Below are 17,582 nucleotides of genomic sequence, written 5' to 3'. Positions count from 1 at the left end.
TTTCATTATCATAAGGAGATTGAATGAAAATCGTGCAAAAATTCTTTCTGGGTCTAGGCATGGTGCTTGGTGTAGCGATGTTGGCAGCTTGTGGTGGCAGTAGCACGCCGGGTGAAGTGGCAAAAGATTTTATGACCAACGCATATCAAGGCAATGGCGATGTGCTCATTAAATTTATCCATATACCTGACCAAGAGGGCGCAAAAGAGGGCATAAGAGAGATGATCGATGGCAAGTTTAAAGCCCAAAGTGCGCGAGCAAAAGCCATGGCAGATGAAAAAGGCGGGCTAAAATCTGTTGAAATAGCAAAAGAAGAGACTAATGGTGATAAGGCAAAAGTGGAAGTCAAGGTGATTTTCGCTGATGATTCGACGAAAAATGAATATCTCGATCTCACAAAAATTAAAGATGATTGGAAGATCGAGATTAAATAGCTTACACTCTCTTTGGATTCTAAAGCCTAGCTTTGGCTAGGCAAAACCACAAATGCGTAAAATTTTCACTTCTAGAGCTTTCCTTGTTGGCGTGCTTGGTGCTTTGGCGCTGCTTGTAATTGGTTTTATGGCGGCAAATTCTACCCCCTCTGTATCCTCTATCATCAGTGCATTTTTTCCGCACTCTTTGTTGTCAAAGCCCAAAACCCTGCGTGCGCAAGATCTTGCTCTGCCACCGCTTGAGGTGGGCGACCTTGTCTTCCGTCGTGGCGATAGCCTTGAGAGTGTGATCATCTCACAGGTATCGCACCACCACTACACACATTTGGGGCTTGTCATCTCCGCAGATCCCTTGCTTATAATCCATGCCACAACCGATGATAACCCCAGCACCCAAAACCAAGTTATTATAAGTCCGCTTGATGAGTTTCTTTTCCACGCGCGCTCCATTGCCATAAAGCGCTTGCCTTTAACAAATGCGCAACAAGAATCCATTGCACTAAGTGCGCGCGCAGAGCAGGGTAGGGCGTTTGTGATAGCCGAAGGAAGCGAAGCGCTGTATTGTACGACATTTGTAGAATCTGTGCTCGCACCCCATATCGCGCTAAATCTTGTCTATGATGAGGTTAATTTGCCTACATGGAGCGGTAAATATCTCTTCCCTCGAGTATTTTTCGACATGCCAGAGGGCAGACTCATCTATGAAAAGCGCCTTTAGATTCTGGAGTTTATGTGTTGGGCTTAATTTGTGTGTGGGATTTGTAGATAAGCAAGTAGCGTGCAAGGAAGTTAAACACAAACGCCACGCCTGTGGCGATGATTTTGCCTAGCATTGGTTGCATATCAAGCCACTCTACACAGCCCCACACTACCACCATATCGATAAGTAGCGCACAGAGGCTAGCGATATATACAAGCATGCTTTCTTTGAGCAAAGAGTGTGTGCGAGTGTGGAAGATGAAGTGGCGCGCGAGTAAGAAATTCCACAAAGTTGCTAGCACGAAGCTCACCACGCAGGCAGCCAGATAGTGCATGGAGAGCTTTAAACAAACATAAAACACTGCCCAGTTGATAAGCGCTGCACTCCCACCGACGATAATGTATTTTATAAAGCTTTTTATGTGATGCACAATAGTCCTTGATCTAGGTGTGATCTGGGCTGCTATTATAGCAGAAGGTGCTTCAGGCACTCATTTTGTTATAATACTTGGTTCTGGTTGTAATACTGGAATCTACTTCTAAATCCCCAAGCCTAAGGAGCATTTATGTCTATAATCTCCAAAATCTTTGATATATGTCTCTTTGTGCCACTGCAAAAGCGTAGAGCGACTTTTAATCAAGCCCTAAATTCTGGTGAGATGTCGCACGAGATCCCAGTAAGCGAAGCGCAGGATCTCCTTGTATGTGGCAACGGAATTTTCTCTTATGCAAGTGCGCATGATTTGCAAACACTGCTGCAATCGCAATTATCGGGGGGGGGGGGGGCGTAGATAAGGATTCAGCTTTTTGGCTAGAAACGGCGATTTCTGCGCCGCGCGAGCTCGATAGACCATCAGTCTTATCTCCCACGCGCGACTTGAAAAATGCCATTTCTAGCGCAAAAATCCTAGAATCCCAGAGCAAGCCTAGAGAACAGCACCAATCTTTCCGCGAGCAAGTTGCACTAAAAAGCACGCAAAGCAAGCCTTTCTCATCTACAATCCTAGAATCTCACAGCGGTGGCGAAAAGCAAGGCAACAAAGACGATTGCAGCGGCAGCGAAACACACATCACAAAGAACGCCCAAACCCCAGAATCCACTTTTCAATCACTAAGCATTCTTACAAACAACACCCATTCTCCGTCATTGCGAGCTTTGGCACAAGACAAAGCGCGGCAATCCATATCCACGCAAGTGGATTCTAGCCAAAAGCCAGCACCCAAGCCCTACAACAACTTCCATTTCCAAGACATCTTTGGCAACTTCCACCGCTTTTTCCGCCCTTATACTTACCACTTCCGCGCATTATTTGTGCGAGTCTATCCGCAAGGCTACTGCTATAGCGATGATAGCGAGATAGTCATCACCAAATCGCATAAGGCTATCATCTCTCAAACTTCCTACCCCACCCACGCCTTTGCCCTGCCTAGAAACGCATCAAAAGCGCACAAGATTCTAGAGTCCTTAAAGCAGTGCAAGCTCTGGGCTAGATTCTACTATCAAAAGCTATTCAAGCTCCACAAAATTAGTGGCTCTCTAGCCCTGCTCCACCAAGCCACCAACTACTACCATTTCCTAGCTGAAAGCATAGCCGCCCTAGAGCAAATCCGCCGCAGCGGGCTAGAGCCAGACTACTATCTCCTAGCCCAAGATATGCCCTATCAAAGGCAGATGTGGCAGCTCCTGCAAATCCCAGAATCCAAAATCCTCCCCCTAAGCCCACACCGCCTAATCCAAGCCCAAGCCCTAATCGTGCCGACTTTTATAGCCAACTTTGAGAGCGTGGAGTGGCGCGATGGGGTTACACATCATCGCACGCTTGCGCTGCCGCTACTCTTGCAGCAGTTTTATAGAGACTTTGCCACACTTCTGCCCTCACCAAGCAAAAAGCGCAAAATCTTTCTCACTCGCCCAAGCGGCTCTAATCGCCACTTAGAAAACACCAAAGAAGTAGAATCTATCTTCACCGCCTTTGGCTATGAGATTGTCCTGCCAGATGAGTTAAGCCTAGTGGAGCAAGCTTGTATGGCTAGGGAGAGTAGCATTATCGCAAGCCTACACGGCGCAGGGCTTAGCAATGCCTTTTTTATGCAAGAAGGCGCGGTGGTGTTTGAAATCTTCCCGCAGTATTATCACTACTCTTGCCCGCAGTTTTGCGCTCTGCTTATGGGGTGTAGATATTTCTATATGGTGGCGCAAACCACAGATACCACCCCGCACCCCCAGCAAGAGAACGCATATATCTGCCCCAAAGAGCTGCAAAAAGCGTTACAAAAGCTAGAAACATACCTATAAGCCTTATAAAAGCCTGCTAAATGGCTAGATTTTGCGCTAGAATAAAGCAACTTTACTACCAAGGAGTGCAAATGCAAAGAGATTCCAAACTTACTAGTCTGCTAAAAGTATGTGGTGCTGCGCTTGTGGCAAGCGTGCTTAGTGTGGGGCTTCTAGGCTGTGGCGATACGCCTAAAGAGCAAGAAAGCTACACCATCAAATTCTCCCATGTTGTTAGTGCTGGGACGCCTAAGGGCAAGGCGGCAGATTTCTTTGCCAAGCGTGTGGAAGAGCTTAGTGGCGGCAAAATCAAGGTCGAAGTTTTCCCCTCTACGCAGCTTGTCGATGATGATAAGGTCTTCCAAGAGCTTAAGCGCAACAATGTCCAAATGGCAGCCCCAAGCTTCTCCAAATTCACCCCCATTGTCAAAGAGTTTAATCTCTGGGATGTGCCTTTCATCTTTAGAGATAACGAGCATTTACATAAAGTGATGGACGGCGAAGTGGGCGATATTTTGAAGGAAAAAATCGCGCAAAAGGGCTTTATCGCGCTGGATTATTGGGACGCTGGATTTAAGCACTTTAGCTCTAATAAAAAGCCCATTGTCCTGCCAGAAGATGCCAAGGGGCAAAAGCTTAGAATCCAAACTTCAAAAGTGCTAGAAGAGCAGATGAAAGCCATCGGCGCAAATCCGCAGGTCATCAACTTTGGCGAAGTGTATTCTGCTTTGCAAACAGGCGTAGTTGATGGGACAGAGAATCCACTCTCAAACTTCTACAACTCCAAATTCTACGAAGTGCAAAAGTCTCTAACACTCTCTAGCCACGGCTATTTGGGCTATCTTGTGGTGATGAGTGAGAAGTTTTGGAGTGAGCTGCCAAGCGATTTACAAGGCGTAGTGAAGCAAGCTATCAAAGAAGCCACAGAATTTGAGCGAGAAGAAAGCGCAAAAGATGAAGCCCAGCTACTAGCAAGTCTCAATGCTTACGCCAAAGATAGTGGCAAGCTTGAAATCTACACGCTCACTAGCGAGCAAAAAGCCCAGTGGGAGAGCGTGATGAAGAGCATTTATCCTAAGTTCTATGACATCATAGGGCAGGATTTAATCCAAAAAACCCTAGAAACAAACTAGAGAATCGCGCGTGAAAAGAGTGTTGCGATTTTTAGGTGCGCCTTTTGTGTGGGCACACCTAAACCCTAGCGTGCAAAAATTCTTCAAAGTCCTTGACACCATCATCGCACAAATCAACAAAAACATCGCTGTCCTAGGGCTTGTAGCCGGAGTGATCATCGTGGCTATCAATGTCTGCTTGCGCTTTGTCTCAAGCTTTTATCCTAGCGTGCATTCTCTAGCGTGGGGCGAAGAGGTCTCAAGCTACTGCTTTATTTGGAGCGCGCTCTTTGGCTCGGCGTATGGCTTCCGCAAGGGCGTGCATATCTCTGTGATGGTGCTTGTGGAGAAGTTCCCACCAAAGTGGGCGAAAGCTAGCGTGCTATTCTCTCATATCCTTAGCGCTGGGTTTTTGGCGTTTATGGCGTGGGCTGGGTTTGTAACTTGTGAGCTTTATTATGATCTTGGGCGATATTCTGAAGCCTTGCACGAAGTGCCTTTGTGGATATTTCTGCTGTGCTTGCCTTTGGCATTTATCGGGGCAACTTATCGCGTATGTGAGAAAATCTATGAAGTCTCTTTCACACCAGCAGAGCTTGTGGCGAAAAAAACGCAAGATGAAATTATCCACGATACTGCCATTAAGGAGTAGAATGCGAAGTTTTCCTATCTCAAACTTTTCCGCCCCAAGCTTGCTTGCTAAAAGTCTGCCTATCAAAAACTCTGCCCAAAATCTCTCTACTAAAGAGGAGCGACTATGAGCCTTGCTGTGCTGTTTTTGCTGCTTTTTGTGCTGCTGCTTTTGGGCGTGCCTGTGGCAATCGCGCTAGGCATTAGCTCCCTTATCTGTTTGCTGCTTTTCACAAGCCACGATATAGCGGGAATCCCAGATATTTTTATCGCCGCTTTTAAGCCCACGCTTATGGCGATCCCTATGTTTATCCTAGCGGGCTCTTTGCTTAGTAAAGGCAGTGCGGCGGGGCGGATTGTGGATTTTGCTAAATCGCTTGTGGGGCATCTGCCCGGTGGACTGCCTATGAGCGCGATTTTGGCGTGCATTATCTTTGCTGCAGTGAGCGGCAGCTCTCCTGCCACGGTTGTCGCCATAGGCTCGGTGATGTTTGTCGCGCTCTCTCAAGCAGGCTATCCCAAATCCTACTCTGTGGGGGCGATCACTACGGCTGGAAGCCTTGGGATTTTGATCCCGCCTTCTGTGGTGATGATTGTCTATGGGGTTACTGCAAGCGGGCTAAGCGACTTGCACGGAAAAGAAATCGCCGTCTCTATCGAAGCTCTCTTTAAAGCCGGTGTGCTGCCCGGACTGCTTGTAGGGGGACTTATGATGCTCTACACATACTTTGGGGCTAAAAGGCTAGGCTTTAAGCGCGGCGAGAAAGAGAGCCTACAAGCACGCATAAGAGCCTTTGGGAGGGCATTTTGGGCGTTGCTTATCATCGCTGTGGTCATTGGCGGAATCTATGGCGGAGTATTTACCGCCACAGAGGCTGCTGGGATAGCGGTGGTCTATGCCTTTATCATCTCTGTGTTTGTCTATAAGGATTTACGGCTAAAAGATCTCTATGCCGTGTGTCTTGATGCTGCCATTACTACGGCGATGATTTTTCTTATCATCGGTTGTGCGGTGGTGTTTGCGCATTTTCTCACAAGCGAGCGTATCCCGCACATGATAGCGGAATTTCTCCTTCAGCAGCACATGAGCTGGTGGGTGTTTCTCATCGTGGTAAATATCGTGCTATTTGTGATGGGGCAGTTTATGGAGCCTAGCTCTGTGGTGATGATTATGACGCCCCTACTACTGCCAATCGCCGTGTCGCTTGGGATTGACCCTATACACTTTGGGATCATTATGGTGCTAAATATGGAGCTTGGTATGATTACTCCGCCTGTGGGGCTTAATCTCTTTGTCGCAAGCTCGCTCACAGGGCTTGATCTAAAAGAAGTCGTGCTATCAGTGCTGCCGTGGTTTGCTGTGATGCTTGTGGGGCTTTTGCTTGTTACTTATATCCCGCAAATTGCTCTGGCGTTGGTGTAGGGGGGTCTATGCCGCAGCTATCGCGCTTAAAGCAGAATCTAAATCAGCTATCCTCCTCCCCTAATCTTTGGCTTGTGGCTACTTGGGGCTTTGTGCTGCTTGGTGTGGTCTCTAGGCTCTTTGTCTATCTTGATTGCCAAAATTTATGGCTAGATGAAGCATTTTTGGCAAAAAGTATTTACCACACGCCTTGGGGGCAGCTGCTAGGCAAGCCGCTTGAGTGGGGTCAGGCGACTCCGCTTGGATTTTTGCTTATCACCAAGGGGCTTGGCGAGATGTTTGGGCACGGAGAAATGGTGCTGCGGTTTGTGCCATTTGCTGCTTCTGTGGCGTTGCTTTTTGTATTTTGGGCGATTGTCAAAGAGCTGCTTAGTCTTAAGTGGCAGCTTGTGGCGATGGTGATCTTTGTCGGCAGTAAAACGCTTGTATATTACGCTGCAGAGTTTAAGCAATACGAGATTGAAGCTTTGTGTAGCGCGATTTTGCTGCTAGCTTTTCTTAGAGGGGCTAGCTTTTCTACATTTTTGCTTCTAAGCGCGGTGGTCGTTTTGTTTTCTTATGGTGGGATATTTTTGATTTGTGGATTAGGTGCTGGCTATATCTACCGCCACAGAGAGAATCTGCCGCATTTTATCAAGCACAATGTGCTTGCAGCCTTGGCATTTGGCGTGTATTTCGCGCTGCTGTATTTCTACTATATTACCCCTCAAGCCGTGCCGGAGTTTAAGCAGTGGTGGGGCTCTCTAGCTGGATTCCCGCCGATAAACCCGCTAGAGCTTGTGCGGTGGATTTTTGGGCAGTTTTTGCCAGCTATTGGGGATTTTGTCCTAGGTGGCAACGCTAGGACACTATGGCTTTTCGCGCTGCTTACAATTCTTGGGGTGTTGTATATCGCTAGAATCCAGCGCGCCCTTGTGGCTGGGCTTGTGTGCTTTGCGCTGGTGTATTGGTGTGCTGGGTTTTTGAAGCTCTATGCTAGAATCTGCCCCCCCCCCTACACTGCATTTAGATTCTAGCTCTTTGCTCGCGGTGGGATTTGCAATTTTCACTACTACTCTCTAGGCTGCTCTAGGATTCTATCTCGCACAAAAATGCTACTTTATAGCAAGTAGTGTGAAAAATATGGCAAGTTTTCTTGGTCTTCCTTGCGTTTTTTTTTGTGTTAAATTCTGCGGTTTATAGCTTTACAATGCTTTTGGGCTTTTGGCTTTTACCAAAATCACTACAAATGCTTACAGGAGGCTTCTATGCTAAAAAACCTAAACCTAGGCACAAGAGTATCGCTACTACTTGCTGCTATCATCATCGTATGTATGGCGACTATGACTTTCGTCATCATAGGCTCTTCCACCGCTATCCAAAAGCGCGAGGCGAAAAAGCTCCTTAGCAATGTCTCCTTGCGTATGAGCAATTTGCTTAGGGGAAGTGTGAATCAAACCTTCGCATTTCTTGATGGCGTGCATAACTCTATCGAGGCAAATTTGAGTGGCGGCACGACCACAGAAGCCGAGCTAGAAAAAGTCATCGAAGATATGCTAGATGCCAACGACAACGCCAACTTCGGCTACTTGTATCTTAAACACTTCAAGCCCTCCAAGTCTATCAACACCCTGAAAAACGGCGAGTTTATGATCGTGCGAGGTGATAGCGATATCGACAACGAAGGTGGGCTATACACAATCCCAGCAAGCGAGCAAATCCTGCAGTCCCAAAGCTTGCAAAAGGCTTTAAAAACACAGGGCAACACCATCGGCACACCGACTTTCGCCGATCTTGATGGCAAGGGGCAGAAGCTACTCTCTGGGCTCAATATCCCTATCAAAGACAAACAAGGCAGGGTTATAGGGGTCTTGGGGCTAGTGATAAGTATGGATCGAGTAAATTCTTGGATGCAAAATGGCAATTTGAGCGTGTTTGATGGAGACTATCGCTTCATAATGACAGAAGATGGCGATATAGGCGTGCATCCAAGCCAAGACGCGCTTGGCAAAAACATTTTAGAAGTCAATACCGATGAGCACGCCCAAGCCCTAAAGCAAGTCGCCAAAGCTCACGACTCAGGCATTTATGAATACAAAACCATAGACAAAAGAGACGCGCTAGTAGGGCTATCCTCCTTGCAGCTCTACAATACAGGGACATATTGGAGTGCTATGGTGGTAGTCCCGCTAGATGTGATTATGCAGCCGGTGTATTCTCTGCGCAATTTGATCGTGCTATGCGTGGTGATTTCCCTGCTGATTGTGATCATCTCTGTGTTTTTCTACATCAAGCAAGCAGTAGTCTCGCGGCTCAAAGTCGTCTCAAATCTGCTAGTAAATTTCTTCAAATACCTAAACCACGAGACAAGCACGCCACCTAGCCTTGTAACCCCAAAGGCAAATGACGAGATAGGCGGTATGGTGCTAGCGATTAACCAAAACATCGCCAACACGCAAAAAGGCTTAGAGCAAGATAAGCAGGCAATCGCCCAGTCTGCCCAAACTGCCAAGGATATAGAGTCTGGCAAGTTTAGTGCTAGGATCGCCGCTATACCCCATAACCCCCAGCTAGTGGAGCTAAAAAATGTCCTAAATGCTATGCTCGATGTCTTGCAGAACCACATCGGGCGCGATATGAACGAGATCCAGCGCGTGTTTGATAGCTTTGTAAGGCTTGACTTCACCACAGAGATCGCCAATGCAAATGGGCGAGTCGAGCTTGTAACAAACACGCTAGGGCAGGAGATTAAGAAAATGCTAAGCTCATCTGCTAGCTTTGCCAATAGCCTAAGCGAGCGATCAAACGAGCTAGCAGAGTCTATGCAGCGGCTCACAGAGTCTAGCTCCCAGCAAGCAGCAGCACTAGGGCAGAGTGCCACCGCCGTGGAAGAAATCAGCTCATCTATGCAAAATGTCAGCTCCAAGGCACAAGAAGTAACCCAGCAGACAGAAGATATCCGCAATATCGTGGGCATTATCAAAGACATCGCTGACCAAACCAACTTGCTAGCGTTGAATGCCGCCATTGAAGCAGCGCGCGCTGGCGAGCACGGGCGGGGCTTTGCCGTGGTGGCAGATGAAGTGCGCAAGCTAGCAGAGCGCACTACAAAGTCTCTAGGCGAGATTGAAGCTAATGTCAATCTGCTTGCCCAAAGTATCGTAGATATGAGCGAGTCTATCAAAGAGCAAACCGAAGGGCTAGCGCAGATCAATGAGTCTATCGCCCAAATCGAGGGATCGACCCAAGAGAACGCCACCATCGCCAGCCATACAAACGACATCACGCAAAAAGTCGGCGACATCGCAGAAGAAATCATCAAAGATGTCAATACCAAGAAATTCTAGCTTTTTACCCACTCTCTACTGCGCAGTGCTTGCGCGGACTTTCCCATCATTGCGAGCCTTGCACCGCAAGGCGCGGCAATCCATTTGCGTTTTTTCAAAAGTGGATTCTAGAGGCAGAGTGTTTTGGTGCTTTCCTTATGGACTGCTTCGCTTGTCCCAAGCTTCGCAATGACGGAGTAGTGGGGGCATTTCTCCTAGAATCCACTGATCTAAACTCTGCTATAATGCAAGCCTTTACTTTAATATAAGCGAGAATCTAATGCGAACACAATGGATACAAGAGCGTCAAAATGACCCAATAAAAACCCAGCTCCACTACGCCAAGCGCGGAATCATCACGCAAGAAATGCGCTATATCGCTAATATCGAGCATATCGAGCCAGAGCTTGTGCGCAAAGAAGTCGCCAAAGGTCGCCTGATAATCCCAGCAAATATCAACCACACAAACCTTGTCCCTATGGGCATAGGCGTGGCACTGCGCACCAAAATCAACTCCAACATCGGCTCAAGCCAAATTTGCAACTCCGCAGATGAGGAGGTAGAAAAGCTCAAGGTTTCTATCAAATACGGCGCAGATACCGTTATGGACCTAAGCACCGGAGGGGATTTAGACAAAATCCGCACCGCTATCATCGGGGCTTCTAGCGTGCCTATTGGCACTGTGCCGATGTATCAAATCCTGCACGATGTGCAAAATGATGTGCTAAAGCTCGATATTCCCACAATGCTCGCTACACTTGAAAAACAAGCCCAGCAAGGGGTGAGCTACTTCACCATACACTGCGGATTTTTGCTAGCACATATGCCAGCAGTCTCTAAGCGCAAAATGGGCGTAGTCTCGCGCGGCGGCAGCCTTATGGCAAGCTATATGCTGCATTATCATAGGGAGAATCCATTCTATGAAGCCTTTGATGAGATCCTAAAAATCTGTCAAAAATACGATGTGAGCCTAAGCCTAGGGGACTCTCTACGCCCGGGCTGCTTGGCAGATGCTAGCGATGAAGCGCAGTTCGCCGAGCTAAAGGTGCTAGGTGAGCTAGCCAAACGCGCCTATCAAGCCGATGTGCAAGTGATGATTGAAGGTCCCGGGCATGTTCCGCTTAATCAAATCGAGCGCAATGTCAAGCTGCAAAAGGAGTATTGCAGTGAAGCACCCTTTTATGTGCTAGGACCGCTTGTAACAGACATCGCCGCAGGCTATGACCATATCGCAAGTGCCATTGGTGCGTGCGTGGCAGCGTGGAAAGGCGTGGCGATGCTCTGCTATGTAACGCCAAAGGAGCATTTAGGGCTGCCTAATGCCAAAGATGTGCGAGAGGGGATTCTAGCCTACAAAATCGCCGCACACGCCGCAGACATCGCACGCGGTAGGATCAAAGCTAGGGAGCGAGATGATGCGATGAGCGATGCACGCTATGCCTTTAATTGGAACAGACAATTCGAGCTAGCCCTAGACCCAGATAGAGCCAGAGAATACCACGATGAAGCCCTGCCGCAAGAAGTGTTTAAAGAAGCGGAGTTTTGCTCGATGTGTGGTCCTAAGTTTTGCAGCTACAAAATCACGCAAGATATTTTCAAGCAGTATGGCGATAAGGTAAAGGAGCTAGCATAAGCAGAGTCTCAACATTAGATTCGATCAAGAATTGGGGAGAGAGTTGCTTCTAATTCGCTGACAGCTTGCAGGAATGTTTGGGGTGTAAAAAAGCTCGCGCGCATAAGCGGGATACCCTGTAAAAGCGCATGTCCTTGCAAAAACTCATTCACAAGCTTGCTGTGTGCGCTATCCTTGTCTTCCATTATAACCACGCACAACAGCTTGATTTTACTTATGCGCAGGGCTTGCACGCTTAGAAGTAGGTGATTGATACTGCCCACATAATTGCGCCCGACCAAAATGCACGCGCGCGGAAAGTGCTGCATATATTCAATCATACAAACTTGCTCATCAAGTGGAGAGAAAAGCCCGCCTGCAAGCTCGATAAGTAAGTTTGGCACGCTTGGTAGCAAAATGTCTAGCCCTGCATACTCGCGCTGCTCGATGTGCTTGGCGATATGTGGGGAGGCGGCAGTTTCTAGTGTAATGCCATTTGGCAAAATGGCAGATTTTGGTAGGAATCGCGCAATAAAGTCTCGATCTTGCGGGTTTCCTGCTTGAATAAGCTTAAAATAGTCATAGCCAAATGCTTTGCAAAAAAGCGCGCAAAAGTGTGTTTTCCCAGCATCTGTGTGGATTCCGGCGATATAGAGCTGGGGCATGGACACTCCTTGGTGTGGCACAAACTTACAATGCCCACATTGTAACAAAATTCCATTTATGCTAGAATCTGCGCAAACACAATGAGCGAGTCAATATGTGCCTACACTCCAAAAATCCTTTAGAAAACCAGCAAAGCAGTGCAAGCATAGCGCAGCAGGTTTTTAACAAAACTCCCATAAGCCATGCAAATATTTCTAAAGATTTGCGAGATCCCATTCCTGTTTGTAATTCTGCCCCCACGCTTGCTGTGGTTGTGCCCTGCTATAACGAAGAAGCTGTGTTGCCAGATACTCATACTAAGCTTAGCGCCAAGCTAATGGCACTAATGGATTCTGGGCATATTGGCACTCAAAGCTTTTTGTGCTATGTTGATGATGGTAGCAGAGATAAAACTTGGGAGATGCTTGAAGTCTATGCAAAATCCCCAGAATCTAGCCAGAATTTCACGCCAGATTCTGTCCCCCCCCCCCCGCATAGCAGCAGCCAAGATAGGCATCTAAAAATCCACGCCCTCAAGCTTTCTCGCAATGTCGGTCATCAAAATGCCTTGCTAGCAGGGCTGGAGTTCGTTTCTGCGCGCTGTGATTGTGCTATTAGCATTGATGCGGATTTGCAAGATGATATTGGGGTGTTTGATGAGTTTATCGCGAAATTTATTGCAGGGTGTGAGGTTGTTTATGGCGTGAGAAAAAGTCGTGCGAGCGACACGGCGTTTAAGCGATCTACGGCGGTAGCATTTTATGATGTCATGGAGCTTTTGGGCGTGAAAATCGTGCATAATCATGCCGACTATCGCCTACTCTCTGCGCGTGCCATACACGCACTTTTTGCATTTAAAGAGGTGAATTTATTTCTGCGGGGGATTGTGCCTTTGCTTGGCTTCCAGAGCGCGGTTGTAGAGTATGATAGACTTGAGCGCCAAGCGGGCGAGTCTAAATATCCTCTGCGCAAAATGCTTTCGTTTGCATGGAATGGGATTACAAGCTTTTCTATCATGCCGCTGCGTGTGGTGAGTGTGCTGGGGTTTTTGTTTTTCTTTCTCTCGCTTATTCTTGGCGGATATGTGCTATTTGTGCGAATCTTTACTGACTGGGCTGTGTATGGCTGGGCTTCTACACTTGTCCCACTTAGCTTTTTTAGCGGGATTCAGCTTCTAAGTCTTGGTATGATTGGTGAATACATCGGCAAAATCTACCAAGAGACTAAGGCGCGTCCGCGCTATTTTGTGCAGCAGATTGTGTGAATAGATTCTAGGATTTTGGTCGAGATTGATTGCGGATCTCTCGGCGTTTAATCGCAGCCTCATAGCGTCGCCTTTCATCGGGCGTGCGTGGCTCGAGCGGAGGGATAGGCACAGATTTGCCATCTTTAAACGCTACCATGGTGAAATAGCAGCTCACGCAATGTGTAACAAAGCGCTCTTTGATATTCTCGCTAATGACTTTGATCCCTACCTCACAGCTTGTCTTACCAGTGTGATTGACGCTTGCTAGGAATGTCAGTAGCGTGCCAATTGGGATTGGCTGGCGGAAAGTTACTGAATCTACACTAAGCGTAATAACCCCTACACCACAATATCGTGTCGCACAGGCGTAAGCGACTTGATCGAGGATTTTTAGCAGTTCGCCGCCATGCATAAGTCCGCTGAAATTGGACATCGATGGGGTAACAAGGATATTCATAGTAAGCGATCGATTATCAAGGGAGCTGGCGTGGAGCTGGGCTAGGTCTTGTTCGTGTTCCATAGTGTGTCCTTTGATTATGAAGTGATAGGGAATCCATTGTAGCATATTTGCTATAATTGGCGTTTTTCAAAGTCTAGGTTTTCAGTGCCCATGCAACATTTAGTGGCAATAGTTTGCGATGATGTTAAGGGTCGTAAATTATAGATGAGCAGGCATGTTTAGGCGTGCGAAACTAAAGCTCGCAATCGTGAGACTGGGAATCCACCCGTTTAAAAAGCATGCCAAACACACAATCACTAGTAAGGACAACACTATGACACTGCTATGCACAGGTGCCGCTGGCTACATTGGCTCCCACACAGCACTAACTCTCCTTGAGCAAACAGATGCGAGACTTATCATTATTGATGACCTGCGCACAGGTTTTATGGAAAATATCGCACTTTTGCAGCGGGGGTTTGGGGATCGTGTGGAGTTTGTAGAGATGGATTTTGGCGATAGGAATGCGCTAGAGACACTATTTTCTCGTGTGCAAATCGATGGCGTGGTGCATTTTGGTGCAAGCCTTATTGTGGGAGAATCTGTCCAAAAGCCACTCTCCTACTACCACAACAATGTCGCCAATGTGATTGCGCTGCTTGAAGCTTGCGCGCGATTTGGGGTGAAATACTTTATTTTCTCCTCCACAGCAGCTGTCTATGGTGAGCCGGATTCTGCGCTTATCCCAGTTCGCGAGGACGCCCCTCTCGCTCCCATAAACCCCTATGGCACATCTAAAATGATGGTCGAGCTAATCCTCCAAGATATCGCTAGAATCTCTCCGCTACGCTATGTCGCGTTGCGGTATTTCAATGTCGCTGGGGCTAGTATGAAAAATACCCCCGAGCTTCTCTCACGGGGGCTAGGGCTTGGTCAGCGGAGCAAAAATGCCACCCATCTTATCAAAGTCGCCCTAGAATGCGCGGTAGGCAAGCGCAATGGAATGAGTATTTTTGGTGAAGATTATGACACGAGTGATGGCACTTGTATCCGCGACTATATTCATATCGACGATCTTGCCGCAGCGCATGTGAGTGCGCTAGACTTCCTGCGTGAGAATGGAGAGAGCGCGGTGTTTAATGTCGGCTACAATCACGGCTACAGCGTCAAAGAAGTTATCCAAGTGGTCAAAGAGATAAGTGGTGTGGATTTTCCGGTTGCCATGGCTGCGCGCAGAGCGGGCGACCCTGCCATGCTTATCGCTAGTAATCAAAAGCTAAAACGCCACACTAATTGGCAGCCAAAATTTGATGATTTGCGCACAATTGTGCGAAGTGCGTATGAATTTGAGTGCTCGTTGCGGAGCTAGATTTTAGTAGTAGATTCCGTCTAGGACTAGAATCTAGGCAGATAGAGTGGGTGAAACAGGGGCAAAGGAGAATCATGCCACATATTGGAGTCATCGCTGGGACGATGATAGACACGCGCATGGGCGTGGAGCTGCTGGAGCGGCATGGATTTTGTGCGCAGGGATATCCTATCTCCACAAGCTGCTATGAGCAAGATTCTCTGCAGTTTCTCTCCGCAAATGAGCTAGAGCGTATGGTGGTGCAGAGATTAGAGAAAATGCATGGGTTAGATGGCTGCATGGTGTATTGCAATTCCCTAAGCGCGGCAGTGGATTTCGCTAGGCTCGCGCGTGATTGGGATTTCCCCATCATCACGCCATTTGATGCGTATAGCCTCATTGCTATGGAGTATGAGCTACTCTACATTCTAGCGGCAAACAGCCTTGCTACCAAGCATATCGAGCAGCATATCAAGTGCGCAAATCCAGCCATGCGATTTATATCGGTAGGCTGGCTGGGACTTGTGGAGATAATAGAATCTAGTGTGCGTGAAGTCATAGAGCAGGGGCTTATTGTGCAGGATTCTGGGCTTAGGGAGCTTTGCGCGTTTTTTGAGCGAATTGAGCCAGAGGTGGAGAATAAAGCCCTGCTACTAGGTTGCACGCATTTTCCATCTATAATCCATGAGCTACGCACCATCACGCACCTGCCTATCATCGACCCCGCCAAGGTGATGATAGAAATCATGACAAAAACACTAAAATAAACTTAGCAAAACAGCCCCAAGACCTAGCTCACAGCTCGCCGATATGCTCGATAAGGCGCAGAGGTGTTAGAGCGTAAGCATTTTTCTCTCGCTTACTTGCTAGTGCGTGCGCTAAAGAAGCATTGATCGCAGAATCTAGCATACCATATCCTTGTGCCAGAAACCCAGCAATAAGACCAGAGAGCACATCGCCACTGCCACCTTTAGCTAGAGCTGGTGTGCCAAGTGGATTGATATAGAGCTTTCCGCCTTGGGCGATGATGGGGTTGGCGCCTTTAAGCAGGAGGGTAGCTTCTGGATAAGTTTGGCTAAATCCTAGAGCGAGCTCGAAGCGCTGCTCTAGGATTTCTGCTAGCGTATTGGGAGAATCTAGTCCGCACAGCTGCAAGAGCGAGGCGAACTCTTTGGGGTGTGGGGTCAGCACAAGGCGTGCGGCATGGCGCTTTAGCAGTGAGATAATTGCCTTGTCATAGAAGACATCAGCATCAAGCACCAAAGAGCAGCCAAGCTCCCCAGAATCCAGTCTTGCAGCAATAAGTGCTAGGGGGCTTTTGTCTGGCGTGGCTAGGGTAGCTTGATGGGTGGCTGATATAGTTTTGCTGGCTTTGGTATGTGGATTTGTGCGCCCTAGTCCCATGCCTATACATAGGACATTGGCATTTGCTGGAATCTCGTGTGTGTGCATAATCTCCACGCTAGAACCTAGCGTGTTTAAGCGCGCATGCCAAGATTCTAGTCTGTCATAATCTCGCACACCAGAATCCATAAAGCCCTGGCTAGCAAAATCATCAAACAGCGTCGCATCTGCCACCTTTTTCGCGCTAGATTCTAGGCTCTGGCGTGTTAGAATGCTTACAAGCCCAGCACCCATGCGTAGTGCAGCCCTCGCACACAGCTCTGCTGCGCCCATCTTCTCTCCAGAGACAACTGCCACATGCCCGAAACTCCCTTTGTGGCAGTTGTGCTTTGTGCGTGCAGGCAGGTGTAAATCGCTGGCTTCAAGCAGAGAAAATGGGCTTTGCACTTCAAAAAGTGCGCGAGAGATCCCAAGATCGCCCACGATCACCTCGCCCACGATGTCTTTGGCACTATCAGCAAACAGCCCAGCTTTGAGCGCACCCATGCTCATGGTATAATCCGCGCGAAAGGCGATTGAGCCCACGCGCCCCTGCAAATCTAGCCCACTTGGGATATCGCACGCGATATTGAGGCGCGCAGCACTATTCATTTGCTCGATAAGTTTGCTAGATTCTGGGCTAAGCTCCCCGCTAAACCCAGAGCCAAAGAGACAATCTACAATCACATCACAAGGCAGGATTTTCTTACTCCACTCTACGCCTGCCAAGCTTGCACGCTGGGCTTGGAGCTTGCAGAGTGGGGATTTGGGCTCTTTAGCCTCATAGATTCTCACGCGATGGTTTCCCTGAAGCTTGCGTGCTAGTGCATAGCCATCTGCGCCATTATCCCCGCTCCCACATACGATACAAACAACACTTTGCCTATGTGTGAGACGCTCGATAAGTCCTAGCAGCGCATTAGCAGCATTCTCCATTAGCAGCTCATCGCTTAGGAGATATTTGCTTATAGCGCGGCTATCGAGACTGGCGGTGGCGGTGTAGAGCTGCTGCATGCGCGCTTCCTAGTGAG

18 protein-coding genes are annotated in these 17,582 nt (G+C 48.1%); 14 read left to right on the top strand and 4 right to left on the bottom strand.

All coding sequences use genetic code 11. The features are described from left to right. Positions 1 to 23 precede the first annotated feature (23 nt). On the top strand, positions 24 to 434 hold the full coding sequence (locus tag Q0171_RS00625) for a DUF4878 domain-containing protein (RefSeq protein WP_299325637.1): 411 nt from the start codon (positions 24 to 26) through the stop codon (positions 432 to 434). Between the two features lie 52 nt (positions 435 to 486). Further along, positions 487 to 1,152: a YiiX/YebB-like N1pC/P60 family cysteine hydrolase gene (locus Q0171_RS00620; RefSeq protein WP_299325635.1), complete on the top strand. Its 666-nt coding sequence runs from the start codon at positions 487 to 489 to the stop codon at positions 1,150 to 1,152. Positions 1,153 to 1,162: 10 nt separating this feature from the next. On the opposite strand, the gene Q0171_RS00615 is transcribed toward Q0171_RS00620, so the two are convergent. After that, positions 1,163 to 1,564, bottom strand: coding sequence for a GtrA family protein (locus Q0171_RS00615; protein ID WP_299325633.1), 402 nt, complete (start codon positions 1,562 to 1,564; stop codon positions 1,163 to 1,165). Between the two features lie 135 nt (positions 1,565 to 1,699). Here Q0171_RS00615 and Q0171_RS00610 point away from each other — a divergent pair, with 135 nt between their 5' ends. The 9 genes from Q0171_RS00610 (at position 1,700) to thiC (ending at position 11,511) form a co-directional block, all read left to right on the top strand. Beyond that, positions 1,700 to 1,924 (top strand): hypothetical protein, encoded by a 225-nt coding sequence (locus tag Q0171_RS00610; RefSeq protein ID WP_299325631.1) that lies wholly within the window; start codon positions 1,700 to 1,702, stop codon positions 1,922 to 1,924. 86 nt (positions 1,925 to 2,010) lie between these two features. Continuing rightward, a complete protein-coding gene (locus Q0171_RS00605; protein ID WP_299325629.1) occupies positions 2,011 to 3,429 on the top strand; it encodes a glycosyltransferase 61 family protein in 1,419 nt (472 codons plus the stop codon). Between the two features lie 71 nt (positions 3,430 to 3,500). Next, the gene (locus Q0171_RS00600) at positions 3,501 to 4,541 is read left to right on the top strand and encodes a TRAP transporter substrate-binding protein (protein WP_299325627.1); all 1,041 of its coding nucleotides are present in this window, start codon (positions 3,501 to 3,503) and stop codon (positions 4,539 to 4,541) included. 19 nt (positions 4,542 to 4,560) lie between these two features. Further along, a complete protein-coding gene (locus tag Q0171_RS00595) occupies positions 4,561 to 5,172 on the top strand; it encodes a TRAP transporter small permease (protein WP_299325878.1) in 612 nt (203 codons plus the stop codon). 105 nt (positions 5,173 to 5,277) lie between these two features. Next, a complete protein-coding gene (locus tag Q0171_RS00590) occupies positions 5,278 to 6,573 on the top strand; it encodes a TRAP transporter large permease subunit (RefSeq protein ID WP_299325625.1) in 1,296 nt (431 codons plus the stop codon). Between the two features lie 8 nt (positions 6,574 to 6,581). After that, positions 6,582 to 7,589: a hypothetical protein gene (locus tag Q0171_RS00585; RefSeq protein WP_299325623.1), complete on the top strand. Its 1,008-nt coding sequence runs from the start codon at positions 6,582 to 6,584 to the stop codon at positions 7,587 to 7,589. Positions 7,590 to 7,820: 231 nt separating this feature from the next. Then, entirely contained in the window at positions 7,821 to 9,899 is a 2,079-nt protein-coding gene (locus tag Q0171_RS00580) for a methyl-accepting chemotaxis protein (RefSeq protein WP_299325619.1), read from the top strand. Between the two features lie 29 nt (positions 9,900 to 9,928). Beyond that, on the top strand, positions 9,929 to 10,147 hold the full coding sequence (locus tag Q0171_RS00575; RefSeq protein ID WP_299325617.1) for a hypothetical protein: 219 nt from the start codon (positions 9,929 to 9,931) through the stop codon (positions 10,145 to 10,147). Positions 10,148 to 10,158: 11 nt separating this feature from the next. Next, positions 10,159 to 11,511, top strand: coding sequence for a phosphomethylpyrimidine synthase ThiC (gene thiC / locus Q0171_RS00570; protein ID WP_299325615.1), 1,353 nt, complete (start codon positions 10,159 to 10,161; stop codon positions 11,509 to 11,511). A 14-nt stretch (positions 11,512 to 11,525) separates the two neighbouring features. Here the strand turns inward: thiC and bioD are convergent, their stop codons facing one another. Then, positions 11,526 to 12,155: an ATP-dependent dethiobiotin synthetase BioD gene (bioD, locus tag Q0171_RS00565; protein ID WP_299325613.1), complete on the bottom strand. Its 630-nt coding sequence runs from the start codon at positions 12,153 to 12,155 to the stop codon at positions 11,526 to 11,528. Positions 12,156 to 12,250: 95 nt separating this feature from the next. Here bioD and Q0171_RS00560 point away from each other — a divergent pair, with 95 nt between their 5' ends. Next, positions 12,251 to 13,399: a glycosyltransferase family 2 protein gene (locus Q0171_RS00560; protein ID WP_299325611.1), complete on the top strand. Its 1,149-nt coding sequence runs from the start codon at positions 12,251 to 12,253 to the stop codon at positions 13,397 to 13,399. Positions 13,400 to 13,406: 7 nt separating this feature from the next. On the opposite strand, the gene Q0171_RS00555 is transcribed toward Q0171_RS00560, so the two are convergent. Beyond that, positions 13,407 to 13,901, bottom strand: coding sequence for an acyl-CoA thioesterase (locus Q0171_RS00555; protein WP_299325609.1), 495 nt, complete (start codon positions 13,899 to 13,901; stop codon positions 13,407 to 13,409). 253 nt (positions 13,902 to 14,154) lie between these two features. Here Q0171_RS00555 and galE point away from each other — a divergent pair, with 253 nt between their 5' ends. Both galE and Q0171_RS00545 read left to right on the top strand, forming a co-directional pair. Then, a complete protein-coding gene (galE, locus tag Q0171_RS00550) occupies positions 14,155 to 15,189 on the top strand; it encodes a UDP-glucose 4-epimerase GalE (protein WP_299325876.1) in 1,035 nt (344 codons plus the stop codon). 74 nt (positions 15,190 to 15,263) lie between these two features. Continuing rightward, positions 15,264 to 15,935 (top strand): aspartate/glutamate racemase family protein, encoded by a 672-nt coding sequence (locus tag Q0171_RS00545; RefSeq protein ID WP_299325608.1) that lies wholly within the window; start codon positions 15,264 to 15,266, stop codon positions 15,933 to 15,935. 28 nt (positions 15,936 to 15,963) lie between these two features. Here the strand turns inward: Q0171_RS00545 and Q0171_RS00540 are convergent, their stop codons facing one another. Next, positions 15,964 to 17,565: an NAD(P)H-hydrate dehydratase gene (locus tag Q0171_RS00540; protein ID WP_299325607.1), complete on the bottom strand. Its 1,602-nt coding sequence runs from the start codon at positions 17,563 to 17,565 to the stop codon at positions 15,964 to 15,966. Between the last annotated feature and the right edge of the window lie 17 nt (positions 17,566 to 17,582).

The organism is uncultured Helicobacter sp. (genome assembly GCF_937906905.1).
Classification (GTDB): domain Bacteria; phylum Campylobacterota; class Campylobacteria; order Campylobacterales; family Helicobacteraceae; genus Helicobacter_B.
This window is presented reverse-complemented; position numbering and strand designations above follow the sequence as displayed.

What these genes read in the sequence shown, in the direction of transcription:
- Q0171_RS00545 (WP_299325608.1), top strand. Translation starts at nt 15,264, where the DNA reads ATGCCACATATTGGAGTCATCGCTGGGACGATGATAGACACGCGCATG.
- Q0171_RS00585 (WP_299325623.1), top strand. Translation starts at nt 6,582, where the DNA reads ATGCCGCAGCTATCGCGCTTAAAGCAGAATCTAAATCAGCTATCCTCC.
- galE (WP_299325876.1), top strand. Translation starts at nt 14,155, where the DNA reads ATGACACTGCTATGCACAGGTGCCGCTGGCTACATTGGCTCCCACACA.
- Q0171_RS00610 (WP_299325631.1), top strand. Translation starts at nt 1,700, where the DNA reads ATGTCTATAATCTCCAAAATCTTTGATATATGTCTCTTTGTGCCACTG.
- thiC (WP_299325615.1), top strand. Translation starts at nt 10,159, where the DNA reads ATGCGAACACAATGGATACAAGAGCGTCAAAATGACCCAATAAAAACC.
- Q0171_RS00600 (WP_299325627.1), top strand. Translation starts at nt 3,501, where the DNA reads ATGCAAAGAGATTCCAAACTTACTAGTCTGCTAAAAGTATGTGGTGCT.
- Q0171_RS00555 (WP_299325609.1), bottom strand. Translation starts at nt 13,901, where the DNA reads ATGGAACACGAACAAGACCTAGCCCAGCTCCACGCCAGCTCCCTTGAT.
- Q0171_RS00620 (WP_299325635.1), top strand. Translation starts at nt 487, where the DNA reads ATGCGTAAAATTTTCACTTCTAGAGCTTTCCTTGTTGGCGTGCTTGGT.
- Q0171_RS00625 (WP_299325637.1), top strand. Translation starts at nt 24, where the DNA reads ATGAAAATCGTGCAAAAATTCTTTCTGGGTCTAGGCATGGTGCTTGGT.
- Q0171_RS00560 (WP_299325611.1), top strand. Translation starts at nt 12,251, where the DNA reads ATGTGCCTACACTCCAAAAATCCTTTAGAAAACCAGCAAAGCAGTGCA.
- Q0171_RS00590 (WP_299325625.1), top strand. Translation starts at nt 5,278, where the DNA reads ATGAGCCTTGCTGTGCTGTTTTTGCTGCTTTTTGTGCTGCTGCTTTTG.
- Q0171_RS00580 (WP_299325619.1), top strand. Translation starts at nt 7,821, where the DNA reads ATGCTAAAAAACCTAAACCTAGGCACAAGAGTATCGCTACTACTTGCT.
- bioD (WP_299325613.1), bottom strand. Translation starts at nt 12,155, where the DNA reads ATGCCCCAGCTCTATATCGCCGGAATCCACACAGATGCTGGGAAAACA.
- Q0171_RS00540 (WP_299325607.1), bottom strand. Translation starts at nt 17,565, where the DNA reads ATGCAGCAGCTCTACACCGCCACCGCCAGTCTCGATAGCCGCGCTATA.